This window comes from Trichococcus pasteurii (assembly GCF_900112935.1).
GTDB lineage: Bacteria > Bacillota > Bacilli > Lactobacillales > Aerococcaceae > Trichococcus > Trichococcus pasteurii.
Genome location: NZ_FONM01000001.1, coordinates 409,587 through 432,506 on the forward strand (window position 1 = coordinate 409,587; position 22,920 = coordinate 432,506).

22 protein-coding genes are annotated in these 22,920 nt (G+C 48.8%); 12 read left to right on the forward strand and 10 right to left on the reverse strand.

Annotated features, from left to right (window positions below; translation table 11 throughout):
- The first annotated feature begins 24 nt into the window (after positions 1-24).
- From BM184_RS01930 to BM184_RS01945, 4 genes are all read left to right on the forward strand, one after another.
- Positions 25-522, forward strand: coding sequence for an AI-2E family transporter (locus BM184_RS01930; protein WP_245830606.1), 498 nt, complete (start codon positions 25-27; stop codon positions 520-522).
- A 232-nt stretch (positions 523-754) separates the two neighbouring features.
- Positions 755-991, forward strand: a complete 237-nt coding sequence (locus tag BM184_RS01935) for a FeoA family protein (RefSeq protein WP_200831798.1) — start codon at positions 755-757, stop codon at positions 989-991.
- Positions 991-3,120, forward strand: a complete 2,130-nt coding sequence (gene feoB, locus BM184_RS01940) for a ferrous iron transport protein B (RefSeq protein ID WP_086942326.1) — start codon at positions 991-993, stop codon at positions 3,118-3,120. Before BM184_RS01935 ends, feoB begins: the two co-directional genes overlap by 1 nt.
- Positions 3,121-3,138: 18 nt before the next feature.
- Entirely contained in the window at positions 3,139-3,399 is a 261-nt protein-coding gene (locus BM184_RS01945; protein WP_086942327.1) for a hypothetical protein, read from the forward strand.
- A 107-nt stretch (positions 3,400-3,506) separates the two neighbouring features.
- Here the strand turns inward: BM184_RS01945 and BM184_RS01950 are convergent, their stop codons facing one another.
- A complete protein-coding gene (locus BM184_RS01950) occupies positions 3,507-4,739 on the reverse strand; it encodes a DUF438 domain-containing protein (protein ID WP_245830608.1) in 1,233 nt (410 codons plus the stop codon).
- A gap of 401 nt (positions 4,740-5,140) precedes the next feature.
- Between BM184_RS01950 and BM184_RS01955 the strand changes: the two genes are divergently transcribed.
- Complete coding sequence (locus BM184_RS01955; protein ID WP_086942328.1) at positions 5,141-5,590, forward strand: SRPBCC family protein; 450 nt, start codon at positions 5,141-5,143, stop codon at positions 5,588-5,590.
- 236 nt (positions 5,591-5,826) lie between these two features.
- Positions 5,827-6,348 (forward strand): NAD(+) diphosphatase, encoded by a 522-nt coding sequence (locus BM184_RS01960; RefSeq protein WP_086942329.1) that lies wholly within the window; start codon positions 5,827-5,829, stop codon positions 6,346-6,348.
- Positions 6,349-6,451: 103 nt separating this feature from the next.
- On the opposite strand, the gene BM184_RS01965 is transcribed toward BM184_RS01960, so the two are convergent.
- The 7 genes from BM184_RS01965 to BM184_RS01995 form a co-directional block, all read right to left on the reverse strand.
- Positions 6,452-7,048 carry a 50S ribosomal protein L25 gene (locus BM184_RS01965; protein WP_086942330.1) on the reverse strand — a complete coding sequence of 199 codons (597 nt, stop codon included), beginning with the start codon at positions 7,046-7,048 and terminating at the stop codon, positions 6,452-6,454.
- A gap of 256 nt (positions 7,049-7,304) precedes the next feature.
- Positions 7,305-8,273 carry a serine hydrolase gene (locus tag BM184_RS01970; RefSeq protein ID WP_086942331.1) on the reverse strand — a complete coding sequence of 323 codons (969 nt, stop codon included), beginning with the start codon at positions 8,271-8,273 and terminating at the stop codon, positions 7,305-7,307.
- 32 nt (positions 8,274-8,305) lie between these two features.
- A complete protein-coding gene (locus BM184_RS01975) occupies positions 8,306-10,162 on the reverse strand; it encodes a carbohydrate-binding domain-containing protein (RefSeq protein ID WP_086942332.1) in 1,857 nt (618 codons plus the stop codon).
- 78 nt (positions 10,163-10,240) lie between these two features.
- Entirely contained in the window at positions 10,241-10,915 is a 675-nt protein-coding gene (locus BM184_RS01980; protein WP_086942333.1) for a DUF4956 domain-containing protein, read from the reverse strand.
- 25 nt (positions 10,916-10,940) lie between these two features.
- On the reverse strand, positions 10,941-11,627 hold the full coding sequence (locus tag BM184_RS01985; RefSeq protein WP_086942334.1) for a polyphosphate polymerase domain-containing protein: 687 nt from the start codon (positions 11,625-11,627) through the stop codon (positions 10,941-10,943).
- A 216-nt stretch (positions 11,628-11,843) separates the two neighbouring features.
- Positions 11,844-13,274, reverse strand: a complete 1,431-nt coding sequence (locus BM184_RS01990; RefSeq protein ID WP_086942335.1) for a sensor histidine kinase — start codon at positions 13,272-13,274, stop codon at positions 11,844-11,846.
- Entirely contained in the window at positions 13,271-13,969 is a 699-nt protein-coding gene (locus BM184_RS01995; protein ID WP_086942336.1) for a response regulator transcription factor, read from the reverse strand. The genes BM184_RS01990 and BM184_RS01995 overlap by 4 nt, the downstream gene beginning before the upstream one ends.
- A gap of 215 nt (positions 13,970-14,184) precedes the next feature.
- Between BM184_RS01995 and BM184_RS02000 the strand changes: the two genes are divergently transcribed.
- The 4 genes from BM184_RS02000 to BM184_RS02015 all read left to right on the forward strand — a co-directional run bounded on the left by BM184_RS02000 (position 14,185) and on the right by BM184_RS02015 (position 18,447).
- Positions 14,185-14,685, forward strand: coding sequence for a GNAT family N-acetyltransferase (locus BM184_RS02000; protein ID WP_086942337.1), 501 nt, complete (start codon positions 14,185-14,187; stop codon positions 14,683-14,685).
- Positions 14,686-14,908: 223 nt separating this feature from the next.
- Positions 14,909-15,802: an EamA family transporter gene (locus BM184_RS02005; protein WP_086942338.1), complete on the forward strand. Its 894-nt coding sequence runs from the start codon at positions 14,909-14,911 to the stop codon at positions 15,800-15,802.
- Positions 15,803-15,960: 158 nt separating this feature from the next.
- The gene (locus BM184_RS02010; protein WP_256212980.1) at positions 15,961-17,328 is read left to right on the forward strand and encodes an Nramp family divalent metal transporter; all 1,368 of its coding nucleotides are present in this window, start codon (positions 15,961-15,963) and stop codon (positions 17,326-17,328) included.
- A 210-nt stretch (positions 17,329-17,538) separates the two neighbouring features.
- Positions 17,539-18,447 (forward strand): patatin-like phospholipase family protein, encoded by a 909-nt coding sequence (locus BM184_RS02015; RefSeq protein WP_086942339.1) that lies wholly within the window; start codon positions 17,539-17,541, stop codon positions 18,445-18,447.
- 256 nt (positions 18,448-18,703) lie between these two features.
- On the opposite strand, the gene BM184_RS02020 is transcribed toward BM184_RS02015, so the two are convergent.
- Both BM184_RS02020 and BM184_RS02025 read right to left on the reverse strand, forming a co-directional pair.
- On the reverse strand, positions 18,704-19,804 hold the full coding sequence (locus BM184_RS02020; RefSeq protein WP_086942340.1) for a 5-methyltetrahydropteroyltriglutamate--homocysteine S-methyltransferase: 1,101 nt from the start codon (positions 19,802-19,804) through the stop codon (positions 18,704-18,706).
- A 408-nt stretch (positions 19,805-20,212) separates the two neighbouring features.
- A complete protein-coding gene (locus tag BM184_RS02025; protein ID WP_086942341.1) occupies positions 20,213-21,184 on the reverse strand; it encodes an aromatic acid exporter family protein in 972 nt (323 codons plus the stop codon).
- 237 nt (positions 21,185-21,421) lie between these two features.
- On the opposite strand from BM184_RS02025, the gene BM184_RS02030 reads away from it, so the two are divergent.
- Together BM184_RS02030 and BM184_RS02035 are read left to right on the forward strand one after the other, a co-directional pair.
- On the forward strand, positions 21,422-22,096 hold the full coding sequence (locus tag BM184_RS02030; RefSeq protein WP_245830632.1) for a deoxynucleoside kinase: 675 nt from the start codon (positions 21,422-21,424) through the stop codon (positions 22,094-22,096).
- A 171-nt stretch (positions 22,097-22,267) separates the two neighbouring features.
- A complete protein-coding gene (locus BM184_RS02035) occupies positions 22,268-22,858 on the forward strand; it encodes an Ada metal-binding domain-containing protein (RefSeq protein WP_086942342.1) in 591 nt (196 codons plus the stop codon).
- Positions 22,859-22,920 lie beyond the last annotated feature (62 nt).

A 22,920-nucleotide genomic window follows, 5' to 3' on the forward strand; every position in this document is an offset into this window, starting at 1 on the left:
ATAAAGAGAAAGCGAGGGATCGCATTGGATACGATCAGCTATTATATCAAAGAGATCATCAACGCAACCGGAAAGGGCTTGAAGGGGTACCTCATTTCAGCCGTCAAATTGGCTGCCATAAGCTTTATCCTGTTGTGTCTCGGATTCCTGTACTTCGGCATCGATTTTTGGTTCCTGAAGGCGCTGGGGATTGCGGTGTTCGATCTTATCCCGATTCTGGGGAGCGGGATGGTGATGATTCCTTGGGCGGTGATCCATCTGCTGCTCGGGAACACAACGCTGGCTTGGCAAATCGGACTGCTTTATGTTATTTTGGTGGTCGTCCGTCAGATTGCCGAACCGTTCATCACCGGCAAGGAACTCGGCATCCGGCCGCTGTACACGTTTCTGGCGACAGTCGTCTGCATCCTCTTGTTCGGGCCAATTGGAGCCGTTCTGGGTGCAGTGGTTGCTGTCGTGATCAAAGCCGTTTTGGAAGTCTCGAGTGTCAGCCGCAACAATTATGACAAACATCGTCGCTGAAAAGAGACAATATTTCACAAGCACGGGAGAGATTGACTTCTTCCGTGCCTTTTTATTTTTTCAAACCCTTATGGACAGGACGCATTCACGCATTACTGATGAAAAAAAATAAGTAAAAATGCACGAATTATCTTGACCTGAAGGCGTCTATGCCTTAAGCTATGACTTAATGAGAATGGTTCTCAATTAGTCTTGGAGAATTATTATTGCTGAAGGAATGGAGGGGACGATTTTGACGAATGTAAGGGACTTGCCGATCGGTGTATCTGCAATTGTGAACAAAATAACAGGACAAGGCGCTACCCGCAGAAGATTGATGGATATGGGAATCACGAAAGGGACTGCCATTTATGTCAGAAAAGTCGCTCCATTGGGCGATCCGATTCAAGTGATGGTGCGTGGGTATGAATTATCGATACGCAAAAAAGATGCCGAGATGATCGAAGTTACGTTCGGGGAGGAAAAATGATGGGGAAAACCATAGCGCTGGTCGGAAATCCCAATAGCGGGAAAACGACTCTATTCAACCATTTGACAGGTTCCACTCAACGCGTCGGCAACTGGCCGGGGGTTACGGTCGAACAGAAAGCCGGCACGCTGCTGCATGACGGCGAAACGCAGGTCATCGATCTGCCGGGCATCTATTCGCTTTCCCCATACACAATCGAGGAAATCGTCACGCGCGATTATCTGACGCTGGATGCTCCGGATCTGATCATCAATATCGTCGATGCCTCCAACTTGGAGCGGAATCTTTACCTGACTACCCAATTGATGGAATTGCAGCTGCCGATTGTTGTCGTTCTTAACATGATGGACATCATCGAGAAACGGGGCGATCAGCTGGACGTCGCCGGATTGTCGCGCGCGTTCGGCTTGCCGTTCGTGACGATTTCGGCACTGAAGGAAAGCGGATTGGAGGAGCTGTACAAGGCCATCGCTGAACCGATAAATGTAGCTGAACCGATTACATACAGTATCGTCGTGGAAAGCATCCTTGATACGATCGAAGAAATTATTGCTCCGTTTGTTCCGAAAAAATTGCGTTGCTACTACAGCATCAAGCTTTTTGAAAGGGATGGACAAACTTCTGGAAAACTTGCGATTCCTGAAGACGGCCAGACAGTTATGGAAGGTCTGCTCAGCCGGTATGAAAAGGAATTGGACGAGGATTCCGAGGCTATCCTGATAAACGAACGCTATAAGTTGGTGACGAAGATTACGCGTCAAGTGCTTGTTAAAAATGCCGACCAGCCTTCTTTCTCGGTCATGATCGATCACATCGTGACCAACCGTTGGCTTGGGCTGCCGATTTTTGTCCTGATCATGTACGCGGTCTACTACTTCTCCATCACTACTGTGGGGACTTGGGGGACCGATTGGGTCAACGATGTGCTGTTCGGAAGCATCGTTCCAGAGGCTGTGCAAACTTTCTTTGACAGCATTGATATCCATCCTGCAGTCAGCAGCCTTGTGGTTGATGGTGCCATCGGAGGGGTCGGTGCAGTTCTGGGCTTCCTGCCGCAGATGGCCGCCTTGTTCCTCTGTTTGACCTTGCTGGAGGACAGCGGCTATATGGCCCGCGTCGCCTTCGTGATGGACAGGGTTTTCCGCGGCTTCGGCCTGTCGGGTAAATCGTTCATTCCGTTGCTGATCGGTTCCGGCTGTTCGGTCCCGGGCATTCAGGCTTCCCGCACAATCGAAAATTTGCAGGACCGCCGCATGACGATCCTTACGACTTCCTTCATTCCTTGCGGTGCGAAACTGCCGGTCATCGCCCTGATCGCGAATGCCATCTTCGGCGGCGCATCCTGGGTTGCCTTGTCGATGTACCTGTTGGGGATCGCGACGGTCATCTTTTCCGGCGTGCTGCTGCGCAAGACTGCCATCTTTTCCGGGGAAGCATCGCCCTTCGTTATGGAATTGCCGATGTATCACTGGCCGCAATGGAAAAGCATTTTCCGCGCGGTTGCTGCCCGCTGCATGGCATTCGTAAAAAATGCCGGGACCGTCATTTTCCTGAGTGCCAGCTTGGTTTGGTTCCTTTCTTCCTTTAATTGGCAGATGCAGATGATTGTCGAAAGCGATCAAAGCATCCTGGCTCAAATCGGCGGTGCGGTTGCGGTTTTCTTCGCACCATTGGGCTTCGGTTCTTGGCAAGCCACGGTCGCGACCATTCAAGGGTTGATCGCTAAGGAAAATATCGTCGGTACGCTGGGCGTGCTGATGGGGGCGACCGGTTCGGAAGCGGAGGTAGCTGCCGCATTCAGCGCACTGTTCAATCCGGTCAGTGCGGTATCGTTCCTGGTTTTCAATATGATCTGCATGCCGTGTTTCGCGGCTGTCGGAGCGATGCGCACCGAATTCGGCAGCGCCAAATGGACGCTTTTTGGCGTCTTGTATCAGACCACCTTGGCTTATGTCCTGGCCTTCATCATCAATCAGCTTGGATCCGTAATCGTGTTGGGCACGCCTTTCGGGGCGGGAGCCAGCCTAGCAGCCGCAGCAGCGGCGATATTGGTATTCCTGGTTGTCAGACCCGCGCCGAAGAAAGCTTCTCCGATGTGGGGAAGCTTGGCGAAACCGATGGTCAAATAGGAAGAGGAGGAATAACCTATGAATGTTCAATCTTGGATCGTTTTGCTTTTGTTTATGAGCTTGATGGGGTACGTCTTATTCCGTCAAATCCGTTTGATTGCGAGCGGCAGAAAGAAGTGCAATGCCTGCACCGTAACGGTTTGTCCGATGAATGAGCCCGCTCAGGTAGAGGCGGAAGCTGATTGCATTGCCGGTACCGCATTGATGGTGCAACTTGGTGTTGTGAAAGAGGACGTAGCGGCAGAAAAGCACTGCCCGACCTCCCAAATCATCAAATAATGGAATGAAAAGCCAAAAAAGTCGGGGCCTCAATCGTTTTTGATTGAGGCCCCGACTTTTTATCTGGAGAAAAGAGCGGCATATCCGGTTAAGAGAACAAGCAGGCTTCATTCGGAAAGGTGGCGCTTTGCCCCTGTCAGGTCTCTGATGGACTTGGCGTCCTGCACATATTCCAGGACGCCCAGATAGGTGCCGTCCTCATCCCGAAGCGCGCAATAATTCACGACGATAAACTTTCCGCCTTCCTCATACCACATGATTTCCTGGCTTTTTTCCCCCGATTTCAAGTCAGAAACCAATTGTCGCATGAATGCGACGCTTTTTGGCGGATGGCAGTTTTCGACTTGCCTTCCCAAAGCGGATTTCATGCGCATGAAGATCTTCTCTTCCGGTCCGTCATTGTAATATTTCACGATCCCGTCCGCATCGATGAAGGTGAGCTCCAACGGCAATCGGTTCAACATCTTTTCCAGTTCCTTCACCGTGAGGTAGCCGGTGCCGAAGGCGATGTTGCCTTCCGGAACGGAGCCCATTGCTTCTCCCGTTTCAAAAGCGGCGCGTTCAGGTTGCCACGGTGATACCGGGTGGACGATGCAATAGCCGATTTCGTCTGATTCAGCCGCAATCTTCAGCCAATCGTCTTCAGTGAATGAATCGGATACCATCGGCAAGAGGATATCTTCCTCTTTAATGAACATTTCTTTCATTTCCTGCTGCAGTGTTTCGAAAGTCACTTTGAGGTTGTCCAACTGTCCGCCTTCCACCATCTGTTTCAATTTCTTGAACAGTCCCCGGATCTCGTCGTCCACGCCCCACATCACTTTCGGCGGGGCAGTCATGCCATAGCGCTCCATGATCGGGAAAATGGCGTATTCTTTGCGTGCATAATGCTTGTCGAAGCCCCAGAGGATATCCAGTTGTTTCAGCAGCCCGGTTTTCAGCGTGGAGTCTGGCTCCTCCAGATAGCTTGCCAAAAGGCGCGAAATCCGGTCGAGCGTCGCTTCGATGGCCACGTTTTCTTCCTTCAGTACCCGGATCGGATGCCCCGGTTTCTCGCTATCCGGAGAGGGGGATTGTCCATAGGTCACTGCATCGGCGAATAAATCAGCATGGATCGAGCAAAGGCGCTGGATCTCCTCGACTGCGACGCCTTGTTCGATCAATCTCCGTTCCATCATCGAAATTTCCAGAGCACTGACCGTCGCGAAATGTTCCTTGAATTCCTTCTTGATCTGTTCGTAGTCATCACCTGCATGAAGACGAAGGATCAAATCCTTCAAAATTGCTTGGCGGAGCTCCATTTCATCTTCCCGGGTGTTTTTCTTGACGTCTTCTTCCATTGTGATCCCCTCGCTTGATAATCATCTTCCCGAAGCAGAAGGCATGTGAACTGGGCGGCCAAAAAACAGTGTGAATATGTATAAGGAATTCTTCCACTTGATAACTCTATTTTAGTGCGATACCGGACAGAGGACAAACGATACGGTCAATAAGTTGGAGATATTCTTGAATTCTTTTAGATTAGGAGGGTTATTTTGAAATTTAATTGCTTTAGAAGAAGGGTAGCATTACTTTTTTGATAATGGCGGACACAGGCGTATAATGAGGACGAACAAGAAAAATGTCCAAATTTCCCAATCGGAGAATGCAATCGCAAAGTTTCTTTTTTCGTCCTTCCGGTCATTCCTATCGTCAACAAAGCTAAAAGCACTGCTTGGATTTTGAAAGGAGATAATCAATAATGGCTACCTTTGAAAAAACCATCTTCATCAATGCACCAGTCCAAAAAGTCTATGAGTACACAATCAACCCTGAGAATTGGTCACACTTCTACAACGGTCTTTCCGAACCGGAAAGCGTCAGCGGAAAAGGCGAAGTGGGTACGATCGTCAAATCGAGCTATTCCATGATGGGTATCCATTTCCCGATCACCATCGAAGTAACGGAAAGCCAGCTTACTGATGATGGCGCAATCTGGAAAGGGAACATCACCGGGAGTTTTCCGACCAAGCAAACCAGCCGCTATGTTGCAAAAGATGGCGGAACGGAGCTGACGTTCGATATCGACAGCGTTCCGCCTGAAACGCTGTTCACCAAGATTCTCGATAAACTGGTGACGGACAAGATGGAAGAAAACTCCACCCAACATACACTGGAAAACATAAAAGCCATCTGTGAATCAGCACAATAAAAAGGAAACCAGGTTGTCAGCCATAAATCAAACCTGAAAAGGGAGCACTCGTTTTTTCGAATGTTCACTCTTCGGGTTATTTTTTTCTTTCGAAAGGAAAAAAAGGCAAAGCCGGCGTGCTATAATATCCCATATTGTCCTAGAATTGAATAATCAACGTCGAATCCTTTTTGGAGATGGGGGACCGCTTTAGAGGAAGCGAAGGGAATCATAATCGGAAGGGGAGTACATAATAGATGAATTATTGCATGGAATGCGGAACAGAACTGGAAGCGAAACATCTGGAAAATGAAGGGAATATCCCTTATTGCAACAGTTGTGAGGGGTATCGATTCCCTGTATTCAACACGGCTGTCAGCATGGTCATCTTGAACAAAAAACAAGATAAAATTTTGTTGATCAAACAGTACGGTGGGGCGGATTATATTCTCTGTGCGGGATACGTCAATAAAGGTGAAAATGCGGAGCAGGCAGCGGCCCGTGAAATTGCTGAAGAGCTCGGACTGCAAACGGTTGGATTGCGCTACAACAAAAGCGAATATTTTGAAAAAAACAACACACTGATGCTGAATTTTTCCTGTACCGTCGCGAGCGAGTGCCTTGATGGCATGACGGATGAAGTGGATCAGGCCGAATGGTTTTCCATCGAAGCTGCGCGGGCCAACATTAAAAAAGGCAGTTTGGCTCAGCGCTTCCTGGGAAACTATTTGGAAAAAAGCCACAGGCTGGAGCCGTGTACTGTTTTGAAGGATTCCTAAGCAGTATTGTTCAGAAATTAATTTGGTATAGACCAAAAAAGTTTCGGTTTTGAATGTCAAAACCGAAACTTTTTTTGTCTAAAGGTAAATTTTGATTTGATGATTATTCAGCGACTTTTTCAGCAGCTTCCGCTGAAGCTTCCTCTTCGTCTACTGTTTCTGTAGCAGGTGCTGCTAGGATGGCGACTGCTGCTTCTGGATCCGTAAGGACCGAAATACCGGCATCGACTTTGATATCGGCAACCGTCAGGGTATCACCGATGGTCATTTCATTAACAGCGATTTGGAATTCGGTAGGGACATGGGCAGCGTCCGTTTCAATCTCCAATTCGTTCAATGTTTGGGTCAGGACGCCTTCTTTGAGGTCTTCGCTGCCGACTAAATGGATCGCAACGGTCATCGTCAATTTTTGCCCTTTTGTGAGAGCCTGTAATGCTACGTTTTGGATTTGGTTCTTCAGTGCAGCTTGTTGGATATCCTTGACGATGACTTGCGTCGTTTTTCCGCCGGATATGCTGACTTCGAAGATCGCATTTTTACCTAATTGCTTGAGCACTTCGTCAAATTCTTTTGCATCAAGTAATACTGGAGTGGCTTCAACATCTTTACCATAGATGACTGCAGTGAGTTTCTTGTCCGATCGTGCACGCTTTGCTGCAGATGAGCCAACCTTGTCGCGTTTCTCTACTTGTAATTTCATATGTTTTCCTCCTGGAAGTATACCTGTACTGGCTTGGATTTGAGCTGGCTATAAAAAATATTTACGTCAGCAAATAGATAGTACTTCTATACCTTACCGCAAATCCGATACGATAGCTAATGATAAGCCTTTTGCTTTGTCCGGAGTGCAGCTTATAACGCAAGGGTCAGTCGCTAGAAATCGTTGCTGTACAGCGAAAGCTTGGAGGTCCGGAAAAGGTTTCCGTACCCCCAAGCTTTCGTCATGTTTTTTTTGATTACTGTGCATACAAGTAAGTCATTACAGCCGATCCGATTTCCCCAAATACTGGAGTCGCGTCATCGGTCGCGTTTAGCCAACCATCCGTCAAAACGGCTACGATATAATTCTGGCCGTCCATTGACAGGATACCCGCATCATGGGATACGTCATCCAACAGGCCGGTTTTGTGAGCAAAGGTTACTTCATCGGTAAGACCAGTGTTCAGTGCATAGACGAGCTGCTGATCGCCCAATAATCCGAGAAAGTATGCCGTGCTGGATTCGGAAAGCAATTCGCCATCCAACAAGCGTTCCAATAAGAAGGCCACTTCGGCTGGAGTTGTTTCCAAGTCACTGTTGTAATAGACGCCATCGGCTTCCAGATAAGGGTTGAAACTCGTGGAAACGAATCCCTGCTCATGGATGAAGGTTTCGATGTTTTCCCATCCGATCAGGTATGCGAGCTCTTTTGCGGTTTCATTTGCCGAAACGGTGATGGTGCTGGTCAGGTAATCATCGATTGTTGCCCCGTCCGCCATCTGGTCCTGCAAGGAAAGTACACCGGCATCGACCTGTTCAAGGATGGCGTACGTCAGAAACAATTTGTAGAGGCTCGCGCTTGTGAAGATGCGGGATTCATTGGTCGTAATGGCTTCTCCGGTCTGCTCATTGATGAGGACAAAACCAAGCTGATCAGGATAAGTTGCATTCAACTCATCCAAATCCGCTGCCAAATCCTCGCCTGAAGCGGATAAAATGGTGCTGCTCTGGAGAATAGCATTCGCTTCCGCAATGCTGGTTTCATCCGCTTGCTGCATTTCATCAGCCTCATACGCCACATCGGTCATCAGGGTCTGGGCTGATGCAGCACTTTCTCCTTCTTGAGAGTTGGCTAAGTCCCACAAAAGGAACGTGACACAGCCCGCAAGGAAGAGGGTAGTAAGGAGAAACGAATATTTCTTTTTTAATCTTTTTCTTTTTTTCATATCAAGTACACCTACTCCGGATAATCATTTTATTATTTAGCGAAGCCACCAGAAGGCATGCCGCCCATTTGTCCGCCGCTAGCTTCGGTTGTTGCGCTGACCTCAACGGTGGATGACCCGCCGCTGAAGGACGTATCTTCGTAGATGCCGGTAGCGGAGTCGCCGGATACTGTTCCGCCGGTTGTGATAGTGTACGCAGAACCGTTGACCAGTTCAGGACTGGAGAATACCAAGGACTGGGCCGTTGTCGAAGCTTCGAAAGTCAGGATCACTTCTCCGTCCGGGCCGGTGATCTGGATGGCTTCATCCGCAGCCAATGGGATTGAAGACGTGAACAGGAAGCTTTGGGTGGATGTTGAAGAAGGGCTCATCGCCATTCCGGAGCTGCCGACACCGATCAGGGTCCCGCCATTGATGTTGAACGTGCTGTCGTAATCCAATGTACCATTCATGCTGTCGGTAGGGCCGTTGACGATTACAGTGCCATCGTTCATTTCGATGCTGCCATTGCTGTCGAGTCCGTCTCCGCTAGCGTTTACCACAAGGGTCCCGCCATTGATTGTCAAGAGTCCTGCTCCTTCTGCAGTCGAGGTGAACGTGTTTTCGCCAGGGCGTCCGCTGACGGCTGACGCATCGTTTCCGCCTGCGGCATTGATGCCGTCATCTGAGGATGTCAAAGTGATGACCCCGCCGCTCAGAGTGATCTCGGTAGCCTCGATGCCTTCATAACTTTGATTGATATTAATGGTTCCGTCATCGATTGTCAAGGTGTTGTCGGCATGGATACCATCATCCCCAGAAGCGATCGTGAAGTCTCCGCCCGTGATTTGGATCGTGTCATTGGTATGGATGGAGTCATCGGATGTGTCCAAGATGAAGGTACCGCCGGAAATCGCTAATGAGCCTGTCGCTTTCAAACCTTTGGCGCTGGTTGTTTCCTCAGTGGTAGTTGCGGCTGCTTCTGCGCTAGGTACTGCCCATGTTCCCCAAGCCTCGCTCGCTGTACTGCTGTTCGCGCTGCCGCCGCCGGTTGTGATCGTGAAGTCGCCACCAAGTATCTGCAGATCGGTTGCGGCTTGGATGCCGTCAGAAGCTGCCGTAATCGCGAAGGTGCCTGATTCAATCGTCAAAGTTCCTTTTCCTTCTTCTTCCTCGTTAGTCGATTGCAGTCCGTCGCCGCCCGCATCAATCGTGAAAGTACCGGAACTGATGAAGAGCGAATCGCTTCCTTTGATTGCATCGCCGACAGAAGTGATTTCATAGGTTCCTTCTGCGATGGTCACATCATCTTTACCTTTGATGGCATGGGCATAATTGGCATCGATGACCAACGTTCCCTTTCCGTTCAGGATGAGGTCTGATTTGCTGAACAGGGTAGCGTCCGGCTCGTCTTCACTGTCTTCGAAGGTATAGGTTTCTCCGTCGCTTAAAGTATTGGTCGTTCCTTCAGCCAAAGTGATGGTCGCGGAGTTGGCGCTTTTCACGTAGATGGCGGCTCCGGCGGAATTCGTGATGGCAGCCCCGTCGAGAACGATCTGGACATCGGCTTCATCGACTGTTTCGACACGGACCTGGCCTTCGCTCAAGGTTCCGCTGAGGATATACGTGCCCGGTTGGGTAATGGTCAGAATGGAACCGTCAGCAGCAGCTCCGGATCCGTCGACTGTGATCGTTTGATCGGAAAAAGTGATGGCTGTGCTGTTGCTTTCTGAATAACTGGAATCCGATACAAGGGTGGATTCAACGGTCGCCTCAGTGGTCGAGACGTCGCTGGATGCTGTAGTCGTGCTCGCTTCAGTGGAGCAAGCGGTCAATAAGGCAAGGGTGCCTGTTAGTGCGAGCATTTGCGTAAGAGGTCTGTTCTTTAAGTTCATTATAGTACTTTTCATGGGTGTGTTCTCCTATCGGGAATTGTTTTTTTTATTTAATATCTGATTTTAATGTCCAGCTTCATTGGTAATTTTTTCCTATCCTGCTTGGTTGCCGTTGTAGCTGACCAATGTGGCGTTCTGGACGCCTTCGATGGCGCTCAATTCATTCATGAAGCTTGTTTCGTTGTTCTTGACTTTTACTTCATAGATCAATTCCGGTTGGCCGTCTGTGATGCTCTTGGATTTTACGATGACTTTGCCGAAACGGTTTTTGATGATTTCGGTCGCCTGCAATTCCGCATTCTCATTCTCCAGTTGCAGCATCAAAATGTAGGGGGCCGAAGAATCGACCTTTCCTGTCAGAACGAGCAGGATGACCGTGATGAATGCAGATCCGAGGAAAGCCAGAGAATACAAGCCAGCTCCCAGGATGATGCCGACGCTGATCGACCAGAAAAGGAAGACCAGGTCAAGCGGCTCCTTGATGGCGGTACGGAAGCGGACGATAGAAAGGGCACCGACCATCCCCAAGGAAAGGACTACGTTGGAAGTTACAGCCAGGATGACGAAAGTCGTCAGGACCGTCAGCAGCACCAAAGAAGTGTTGAAGGGTTTCGAATACATGACGCCGGCATAGGTTTTTTTATAGATGAAGAAGATGAACAGGCCGATGAAGAGCGCCGATAGCAGGGAAACCGAAGCCGCTGCGATTGAAAAATCGGAAGTTGCCTCCAAAAAACTGTTTTTTAAGATGTCTGTAAATGTTGTCATTTCAATGTTCCTCCTGGGTATTTTCTTATATTTGGTTTAGGTGTCTTCCGATGACGTATTTTGAATGGGAGGTGCTGGTTGTTTCTTCTGTCTGGACCAGACTTTGGATCCATTCCGGCAGATAGTTGTCGAATTTGACTTCCAGTACGCAGTCAATCCCGGGTTCTCGTATTCCGATACGGCCATCATGGAAGAAAGCGGCTACTTGCGTGCTGGCATGCATATCAAAATCCAGTGTGATGCGTGTGTTCCCTGGTCCATAGGCGAAAGCTTCCCGCTCGTAGGTGATGATCACTTTCGGCTCCATGCACTGGCTTTTGCACTTTGCATAAAATTCCTGCAGCAACGGATGGCTCGCATCAGCAAGGCAGTCATATTTTTTTTGGATAAGCTGGTCGGCCATGTCTTTCGTGATACAGGCGCTCTGTTTGTAACCGACTGCTCCGTCCTTGACTTTCTTCTCCAGGCGGATAAAGGAAGCGTCATTGTTGTAATAACGGATCCGGAACTTCTCGCGGTAACTTCGGCCATCCTCTTTGTCCCAATAAGCATCGTCATAAATCGTGTCAAAATAGAGACTCCTGATGCTATAGCTGTTGCCTACTGAATTCTCGTCATGTTTCAGGACCTTTCTCAGCCGACTTGTGAGGATGACTTTGTTTTTTTGGGAAATTTCGTGTTTGAATTCGTTTCGGTAGCATATTTCGCTCATAACGCTCGACCTCGTTTCTTTGTTTCTCTTGATGTCCTTATTCTATGCCGATCCGGAAAACAATTCTCCGTAAACAGAGCGGAGAGTTGTTGCAAAAATGGAGCAAAATGAGCGGAAAGATGCGTAAATTCGATAGCGGACCGAATACCAGCGCAAAAAGGACCGAAACGCTAGCCTATGGGGGCGGGCAGCGTTTCGGTCCAAGTTTTATTTTATTCAGGAATTGTTTTTTTGCGGCAGGATGATCGTGAAAGTTGTTCCTTTTGCGGAGGACATGACTTCTATGCGTCCGCCGTAAGTATGCACGATTGATTGGACGATGGAGAGCCCGATGCCGTGCACGCCTTTGTTGCCTTTATAGAAGCGGTCGAAAATATGCGGCAGGTCTGCCTTGGAAATCGGTTCGCCATCATTGTGGATGGTGATCATGATCCGGTTGTCTATCTCCTTGCAGCCCAAGCGGATGATGCCTTTTGCGTAACGCAGGGCGTTGGAGATGAGATTCTGGAAGGCCCGTTCAAAATCCCGCTCATCGTAATGGAACAGGACAGGATCCTTCTGGAAGTCGAACAGCACTTGCAGATTTTGTTGATTGCTGACGCTGGCGTAGCGTTCAGCGGTATAGGCCAACGTCTCGCGGATGTCATTTGTGCTGGTCAATCGGTCCGATGAACGGGTCTCCAGTCGCGACAGGTAGAGGATATCCTCCACGAGCGTGCCCAATTTGTCGGTCTCGTTCTTGATGGCGATGGCACCTTTTTTGTCATCGATGATGCCTACCTCAATGCCTTCCGCGTTTGTCTTGATGATCTGCAACGGTGTCCGCAGTTCATGGGAAGCGTTCTGGAAGAACGTGCGCTGATCGGCGTCGTACAGCTTGAGCTTTTTGGTGGTCTCGTTCATGGTCGTCTTCAGTTCATGGAGCTCCAGATCGATGAATTCCTCATCGATCGTCTGATAGTTCCCTTCACCGATCTCTTTCGCGAACAAAGCCAGCGTCTGCAACGGTTTCGTGATCCTTGAAACGAGCAGATAGGTGATGGTGGCAATGGTCACCAGTCCGATCAGCATGATGATCAACAGGATCTGATTCAGGTTCTGCTCGAAGACGAACAAATCGGACATGTTCAGGAAGAACACCGCGTAGGTCCCTTCCTCCTCGGCATTGGGAGCGATGGAATAGTAGTAGAGATTATCCTCCAATTCCAATTTCCCATCGGCCGTCAATTCCAGCGTGATGTCGGAACTTTCCAGTCCGGAAACGAAATTCGTCAAGGTATCATCATCACTGAACCCCGTGTCCTGAATCTGCGGGAACAGGATTTCAAAATCTTCGGAAATGATTGTCTTTTGGACACTGGATGCGAAGGCCGTATGCGGCTCTGGATTTTTGTCCCGGGGCTCATTCACAACGGTTGCATCCGATGCGGCAGGTTCCGGGTCCAATTTTTTGTCCTCATCGAAGGGGCGATCGATGTAATTTTGTCTCGCTTCAGCAAGCAGCGAGGCCGCGGCTGTTTCGATGTACTGGGTAAAGAAAAAATTGAACACCAGATAAATGAAGGCAAAGACGGCCGCCAACAACAAGGTGATGGTCGTCAGAAGCCGGATCTTCAAACTTTTTTTCGATGTCTTCATCTTCATCATGCAGACGACTCCTTCACGGTGAAGCCGAATCCCCAAACGGTCTCGATCTCGACTGTGGAGCCGGCAAGTTTTTTGCGCAGCCGTCTTACTGTATCATCGCAGGCCCGCGTCTCGATGTCCTTGCCGTATCCCCAGATCGAATCCAAAAGCTCGTCCCTGGAAACGGCACGGTTTTTGTTTTCGATTAGATAAACGAAAACATTGTATTCATTTGGTGTCAGGTTGAGGGAGACCCCATTTTGTTTGACGGACATGGCGGCCAGATCGATTTCGATATCACCGATCCGCAGCGTCGCTTCTTCCTGACGGGTCGGCAGGCGTTCCTGATCCATCTTGATGCGGCGAAGCATCGCTTTTACGCGCATATTCAGGGCGATGGCACTGAAGGGCTTCGTGAAGTAATCATCACTGCCCAAGTTGATGCCCGTCGCGTAATCCATGTCGCTGTCTTTTGCGGTCAGGATGATGATCGGCACCGAACTGATGTCGCGTATTTTTTTGGTGATTTCGAAACCGCTAGATCCCGGCATCATCACATCCAGGATGACCAGGTCCGGTTGTTTATCCAGGAAAGCATCGTAAAGCAGGTCGCCATTGGGAAAGTCGGATACCGCATAGCCCTCGCTCTCCAGAAACGTCTTCACCGTCAAACGGATGCCATCTTCATCTTCTGCGATATATATTTCTTCATTCATAATTATTTCCACCTCATTCTTGTATCCAGTATAACCGATTTTCAATTGGAAGATTACGAAAAACTGCGGCAATCCTGCAGAAATTGGGGGCAGGCAAACACTATTTTTCCATCCCTCTGAAAATAGATGGCACATCGTCGGGACAAACTGGTAAAATAGCGTATAGTCCTTCGAGAAGTCGGGCTGTGAATCTTTGATTTTTGGAGGAATAAAAAATGACCCTTACACATAGAAACGCAACTTTGGACGATGTGGAAGACATCGTCGCCATCTACAATCAGACGATCCCCAGCCGGATGGTGACGGCCGATCTGGAGCCGGTGACCGTCAAACAAAAAATGGGCTGGTTCCTGGACCATTCGCCCAGCTACAGACCGATATGGGTTTTTGAAGAGGATGGGAAAATCTGCGCTTGGGTGAGCTTTCAGGCTTTCCACGAGCGCGCCGCCTACGATAAGACAGCAGAGTTGAGCATCTATATCCACGAAGACTACCGCGGCAAAAAAATGGGCACGCAGATCATGGAAACAGTATTGGCTGCCTGCGACGAGCTGGACATCACGAATCTGGTCTGCCTCATCTTCGGCCACAATGCCCCGAGCATCGGGCTGATGAAAAAATTCGGTTTCGAACAATGGGGATATTTACCGAGAGTGGCTGAACTCGACGGCATCGAACGCGACCTCGTCTACATGGGCAAAAGAGTGCGCGACTGACCCTTGAATCGGTAGCTCAAAGGATTAGAGGTCTTTTGAGCTACCGTTTTGCAGATACAGAAACACGTATCCGTTATCTAGCATAAGCGGCTAAATTGAGTCTTGCTTACGATAAGTCTGTTGATATATTGTTAACATTGCGTTATTTTTATTGCAACCTCTATCCTTTTAGTATAATTAGTAAGTTAGTTTTTGAAATTATTTTATAAAGGATGGATGCAGCATGTGGTTTATATTTGCGATAGTTTCCGTTTTGGCCTGGGGCACAGCGGATTTGTTTTATAAAAAAGGGAGCGATCCGAAAGACAAATATAGTTATCTGAAGATTGTCATTATGGTCGGTGCGGTCATGGGGATTCATGCAGTCTACGTCATGCTGACTTCGGGAGTGGTCTACGATCCCAGAAACATGATCACGTATCTGCCGGTATCGGCGCTGTACATTTTATCGATGGCGGTCGGCTACGCCGGTCTGCGTTTTCTGGAACTGTCGATCTCTTCACCGGTACAGAACTCGTCCGGCGCGATATCCGGTTTGTTGACTTTCATTTTCCTGGGTCAGTCCATGACCGGGATCCAGTTTTTTGCGGTAGGCCTGATCACGGCCGGAGTCATCCTGCTGTCGGTATTCGAGCAACGCTTTGCCGAGGCGGAACGGAAAGAGAACAAGGAAATGGTTGACCGTAAGTATAAATATGGCGCAATCGCTTTGTTGTTCCCATTGGGATATGCATTGATCGATTCACTCGGGACATTCGCGGATGCCTGGGTCTTCGACAGAGGGATGGATGAGATGCAGGCGAACATTTCCTATGAATTGACATGGCTGATCGTTGCCGTTGTGGCTTGGGTCTATCTTGTCTGGTTCAAGAAGGAAACCTTCGCCTTGCGTGACCAGAAAGAACGCGGCTTGGCAGCCATCTTCGAAACATTGGGGCAATTCTTCTATGTGTTTGCGATCAGCGCGAATGCAGTCATCGTTGCGCCACTGATTTCTTCCTATAGTATGGTATCCGTCATCCTTTCGCGCATCTTCCTGAAGGAAAAACTGACCGCAAAACAATACGCGGTCATCGCGATGATTATGGTAGGGATCTTTATCTTGGGATTTGAATAGTAACATTTCAGAAAAAACTCTCCTCAACCGAAAGTGAGAAGAGTTTTTTTGTTGGTTAACCCCGAAAAAATGTTAGGTATGCCAAAAAAACGTTTGTGCTAATCCGAAAAAAGTGTAGAATGAGATGTATAATATCAGGAAGAGAGAAGGGGTACACTATGGAAAAGCAAACTGCTGTTCCAAAATTGAAAACAATGGAAGATGCTATCCCAAAAGGGTTCATAAGCAAAGCGCATAATGTCAGCCTTGAAGAAATAAACAGCTCTGTTACAATTCCTAAAAATGCAAATTTCTTAAAAAAATTATTGGCTTTCATGGGACCAGGCTCTTTGGTTGCCGTCGGGTATGTTGATCCCGGAAACTGGGCGACCTCGATAGCGGCAGGTTCGCGTTATGGCTACTCATTGTTGGCGGTCGTACTCTTATCCAGCGTACTGGCGATGATGTTCCAAGAGATATCCGCTAGATTGGGGATAGCCACGAATATGGATCTCGCCCAAGCGACTCGCGCCACTGTCTCAAAACCGATCGCCTTTTTCCTTTGGATCTTGACGGAACTGGCCATCATGGCGACGGACATAGCCGAAGTCATCGGTTCCGCGTTGGCTTTGAATCTTTTGTTCCGTATCCCTTTGATTGTGGGGGTCGTGATCACCACAGCGGATGTGTTCCTGTTGCTGTTGCTGCAAAAAAAGGGATTCCGCTGGATCGAATCCATCGTCGGTGTCCTGATGTTCTCCATTTTTGGAATTTTTTTCTATGAGATGTTGATGGCTTCGCCGAACTGGGGTCCATTACTGCAAGGGTACTTACCGACTACGGAAATCATATCGAATCATGGCATGCTGTTCTTGTCCTTGGGCATTTTGGGGGCAACGGTGATGCCGCACAATCTCTATCTGCATTCTTCGATTATCCAAAGCAGGGATTATGAACGGACAGAAGCAGGCAAGAAGGAAGCAGTCAAATTCGCAAAAATTGATTCTGTTCTATCTTTGAGTGGAGCCTTCGTTATCAACTCGCTTATTTTGATCGTCGGGGCAGCCGCTTTTCATGGATTGAACGAAAATGTAGGGGCGCTTGAAGATGCGTACAAATTGCTCAGCCCGACATTGGGTGCGGCTGCCGCAAGCAGCCTTTTCGCAGTAGCCTTACTTTGTTCAGGGCAAAATTCGACCATCACCGGCACTCTGAGTGGCCAAATCGTCATGGAGGGCTTTATCCATTTGAGGATGAAACCTTGGCTCCGGCGCATGATTACCCGTATCTTGGCCATCATTCCTGTCTTCATCGTCACTTTGTTGGCGGGCGAATCAGGAACCGAAAGTTTACTGATCTGGAGTCAGGTCATCCTGAGCCTGCAGTTGCCATTTGCGCTTATTCCGTTGCTGAAGATCACAAGTGATAAAAATAAAATGGGGTCCTTGGTCAATTCGCGACTGCAAAAGGTGCTATCTTGGGCAGCTACCTGTGTCATAATCGTGCTGAACATCTTTTTGGTTGTCAGCATCCTTTCCAAATTATAGAACAGTGCAAAACAGGGAGAGCCGTCATCTGCTCCCCCTGTTTTTTTGCTTCCGTTAACCTCTCAATACCGTGCAACCGATTCAAGCGCGATATATCGATTAAACGAAAGATGCAAAACGGTCACTAGATTTCCGTCATTCGTTTGTTTTGTGCAAATCGACATTCTGAGGGATAATGATGGCGAGAGAAGTTGAGAGAAGGTATCAAATATGGAAAAATCCCGGAACCATGAAATACCGAAGGAGATGTTCGGACTCAGCCTGGCTGGCGGCGGCCTGAAGTCATTTTCGCAGCTCGCAGTCCTGCGTGATCTGGAGGAACACCATGTGGCTATCGATGCTGTCGCAGGCACGTCGATGGGGGCGGTAATCGCTGCTCTGGTTGCCTGCGGGCTTAGTGCGCAACAAATTGAAGATGCCCTTTTGGAAGCGGAAAAGGAATTTGCGGAAAGCGGGATTTTCAGCAGGCCCGCTCAGAAAATCATCCAACATGTGCGGGAACATAATAACGGGTTCGTAGCGCTGCAGGATTTGCACCAGATGGCTTGCGGATTGTATGAAAAATTCGGATGCAGAATGTTGTCCGACTGCCCTATCCCCCTTGCAATCACCAGTGTTGACATCCATACCAGCGAATTGGTCGTGTTCACCAACAAGCCGGAATTTTTTAAGAGTGCCACTGGTGATTGGATCATCTATCCGCACGATATCGAACTGGGGCTGGCGGTGGCGGCTTCCTGTGCCTTTCCGCTAGTTTTTTCCACCGCATGCATCGACGAGCGGCAGCTAGTGGACGGGGGCGTGATGATGAACCTGCCGACGCCGCTTTTCAATCGGGAGCATTTCAGCGTCCTTATGTCCGTTACAATGATTTATGATGCAGTCGATCGGCAGTTGGCGTCACCATTCAATGTTGCGATCCAAAGTCTAGATATCCTGATCCGCCAGTTGGATCGCCAGATGACGAAACAAGCGGACATCCAGGTGAATTTCCCAATCGAGCCGCACCTTGTCTTCAAAGTGGGAGCTGGCCGGGAAGTCATCGCAGCGGCGAAAGAAATGCTTTTGGACAATCCGATCGACTACGATCTGCTGGAAAAGCATCGGCGGCAAGGCTAAAAACCAAATGAGGTGCGCAGCCAGTAGGGAGGAGGACCGCAACTCCTGCGGGAGCGATCTCACCGGAGTATCAGGAGAGCGGGAAGTCCTGAACTCCGGCGAACAACGCCTCACCGGAGGACGCGGAAGAAAACCAGCCTGAATTCCGGCGAACAATGCCTCGCCGGAGTTCAGGCTCCCGATTGCCGACCGTCCGCTGGCGCTAAATCAAAAAAAGACGCACAATCGGCCGATTGTGCGTTTTCGCTTGTAACGATTAGTCTTCCGGCCAAACTTCTTTGGCGATTTCCACAACGTGGCGTACTTTAGCCCATTGTTCTTCTTCCGTCAGCAAGTTGCCTTCTTCGGTGGAGGCGAATCCGCATTGCGTGCTCAACGCCAATTGATCCAAAGGCACATATTTGCTGGCTTCCTTGATGCGGGCTTTGATTTCTTCTTTGTCTTCCAGTTCCGCTGTTTTCGAAGTAACCAGCCCTAATACGATGCGGCCTTTGCCTTTGAAGAACGCAAGTGGCTCGAAACCGCCGGAACGATCGGTATCATACTCCAGGAAGTAACCGTCGAAGCTTGTTTGTCCGAACAGCTCTTCTGCGATCGGATCGTATGGGCCTTCCAATGAATGGTGGGATTTGTAGTTGCCTCGGCAGACATGCGTCGTCAAGACAAGATCGGCAGGTTTCGCTTCGATGATGGCTTGGACGTTCTCAGCGGCGACGCGTTTGGAAGCTTTGTACTCTTCCGAATCATCCGCGAAGTTGCAAAGGAAGCCCCAGTGCACATCGTCCAATTGCAGGTAGCGGCAGCCCAGGTCGTAGAAAGCCTGGACAGCGTCGATGTAGGCTTGCTGCACGTCCGCCTGGTACGCTTCGACCGAAGGATAGATCTCTTCGTTGCGGTAGCCTGGATAGAAAACTTCGTTCGGACTGGGGATCGTGAATTTCGCCACGCCTTGGTCACCGACGATTTCGTTCAATGATTTGAAAGCAGCCAGGAAAGGATGATTCGGGTTGAAGGAGATTTTGCCGACGTTGCGGAAAGCGTACTTGCGGACTTCAACATCCCCGAAATCATAGCCGTGTTCCGGCACATAACCTTCAAATCCGTTCAGGTTTTCGATAAAATCGATGTGCCACCAAGAGCGGCGGAACTCGCCATCAGTGAAGCCTTTCAAACCGTTTTCCTTTTGATCTTTTATCAATTTTGTGATTTCTTCCGTTTCCACTTGGTCCAAAGCGGCTGCGTCGATTTCGCCGGCTGCAAATTTCAAGCGTGCTTCCTTCAATGGTTCGGTGCGCAAAAAGCTCCCTACGTGGTCGGCTCTGAATGGTAAAGTTGTTGTTTTTTCTGCTGTTGTCATGTTGATTTCCTTCTTTCCATTACTATTTTTTATCAAACAAGATAATGAAGTAAAAAAATACGCCCCTGCACATTGCTGTGCAAGGACGTATGATTGCTCATCGTGATACCACCTTGGTTCGGGGTACGCTCGCGCATGCCCCCTCAGTCAGTACGCAAGACGACCGATAGTCTTGTTATACTGCGGCATTGTAACGTATGCGGACGTGGCTTGCTGAGGCCGGATGGCGTTCGCAAACCAATCACTCTAAGACCATTTTCTGGATGACTTTCCTGTCCTCTTCTCAGCTGCCGAGGTTCTCTGTGCATTTCCGTTATCCGTACTCTTCTTTTCACCGTGAGGTTGTTTGAATTTATACACATAATAACAATACGATTAGTAAGTGTCAAATGATTTCTCATGATAAATTCATTTTTTTGTTTTTATTTCCGCTGCGTACTCTTCGTAGAATATTTTTTTCGTCTGGATGAAGCGTCTGAAGTCGTTCAGCAACTGGAACAGGATGGCACGGTTTTCGAACTCCGCACGGGTGGCCGGCAACTCGCTTTCGCGGAACGATTGCAGCAAGGAATCGATGTCCTCCATCAGATAGATACCGGTGTTCTGCTCATGCAACTGGGCTGCAGTCAGGAAGAACAGGCCAGCCAAAATCTTGTTTTCGCTAGTCGGCAGCGCGCACAAGCCGAGGTTGGTGGCCATATACTTGAGGATGGTGACTTGCTCACTGCGCATATCGAAGTAGCGGATATTATAGGTCGATTGGTCCAGCAACTGATTGTCGAATTCGGCATAGACGACTTGCCTGTATTTTTCCAATTGATCATCCAATTCGTCCAATAACTTGCTTTGGTTGCGGTCCTCCCCCTCGCGAAGGGCAACGCTGAAACTATGCAGCACTTCCTTCATTTGCGTCTCCACTTGTTCCCGAAGCAAAATGATCTGGCTCGCTTTGGAGGGCATGTAGAGATTGAACAAAATAGCAACGCCGGCGCCGATCATCATCAGGGCGAGTTCGTTCAGAAGCCAAGGAAAGCTTGTCTGCTTTTCCAGCAACAGATGCGTCACTAGCACCGAACACGGCGCGATGCCGGATTGAAGATTGAAACGGTAGGCCAACGGTACGTAAAACAGCAGATAGACGCCGAACACGACGATGTGAAAGCCGAAGAGGCGGAACAGGATCGTGGCGATCGTCAATGCCAACACTGTGGAGACAATTCGCTGCAGTGCCGTGAGAACGGATGATTTTTTGGTGTCCAGCACGCTGAGGATCGCGATGACCCCGGCTGCAACGGAATAATTCAACTGAAAAAATTGCGCAATCAGAATGGCGATGACGGTCGCAAAAGCGATTTTAATGGTGCGATGGTTCAAACTCATGGGCGACACTCCTTTCTTCTAGGATAGTGGATTTTGATGATTTTGACCAGTGTTTTCGGAAGCAGGAAAACCTTGGCTTTATTACGTCAATAATAGATTTTCTAATCAAAGAAACACTATATCTTGATTTGCGGGCATGGTATGATACTGAATGTTGTTCCGCGAATCAGCGGATTGGAAGTTGCATAAAAATACGGAAATAATCAGATAACATAAAAGGAAGGGATATGATTGAGCGTGCTGGTAATGGCTGGAATGATAGGTGCTGGAAAGTCGACTTATACTGAAATGATTTCAAGAAGATTGGGGACGGAGGCCTTTTTCGAAAGCGTCGATTACAACCCGATCTTGGATAAATTTTATGATAATCCGCAAAAATGGGCGTTCAGCCTTCAAATATACTTCTTGAATACGCGTTTCCGCAGCATCAAGGCTGCATTGACTGATGACAACAATGTCCTGGATCGTTCCATTTATGAGGATGCTCTGTTCACGAGGGTCAATCATCTGCAAGGCAATATCTCAAAAGAAGAGATGGATATCTACAATGACCTGTTGGCGAACATGATGGAAGAACTGGAAGGCATGCCCAAAAAAGCGCCGGATTTGTTGATCTATCTGGATGGGGCCTTCGAAACGATTTTGGAGCGTATCCGCAAGCGCGGCCGAGAGTTTGAGCAGATCGAGGATGATTCAGAATTGCTGGCCTACTATCAATTACTTTTCAAAAATTATGAGCAATGGTATCAGGAATACGATCAAAGTCCTAAGATCAGGATCAACATCGATACGTTTGACATCGTCAATAACAGCGGCGATGAAGAGAAGGTCATGAGCATCATCGAAAAAGCACTCTTGGAAGCCCGCGGCGAAGAGGCCGAATTGACTTGTGCCGGAAGCAGCAAGGGCTAAGCGACCAATCGCATAAGTCATCATCAAAAGCAGCAGTGCCGATGTCGGTGCGGCTGCTTTTTTTGCGCGCAACGGCATAAATTTTTTGCGGCGGACTGAAGCATATCCAAGCTTTCTGTACTATAATGGGAAGCGGATATAAATGACGGTTGAAGAGGATGGAACCAGACGATGGCGGCGGATAGGGCAGAACAAGCAGTGAACGTGGAGCAATGGCAAGCAATCAATGAACGGGATGAACATTTTGATGGAAAATTCTATTATGCGGACAGGAATACGCAACTGTACTGCAAGCCGTCCTGTCCTAACCGGATTCCGAAATTCAATCATGTCTGCATCTTTACTTCAGCTGAGGCTGCGGAGATGCACGGCTACAGTCCTTGCCGCAGATGCAGGCCGAACGGGAAGGCAGTTACGGATCTGGAGTGGGCCGGTCAGGCCGAGCGCTTTATCCACAGCCATTATCCAAACCCGCTGAGCGTGAATAGCATTGCTGAAGCCTGTCATGGTCCCTCATCGGAAATGCAGCAGGTTTTCATCCGGATCTATGGTGTTTCGCTGATGGATTATTTGGATCGCGTCCGGATGGATCAAGCGCGCTTCTTGTTGATTCATACAAAACTCTTCATTAAGCAAATAGCCGACCTGGTCGGAATGCCATCCGCAGCGGAATTTTCCCGCAAGTTCAAGGAAAAGGAAGGCTTGGCACCGACTTTGTACCGCAGACGCGTGCGCAATCGCGACAGAGTTCAACAGCCCTGACGGCTTGCTAAAGTAAAAAATATTTCAGAGCAAAACGGCTGGTTAACCGAGCAACGGTAACC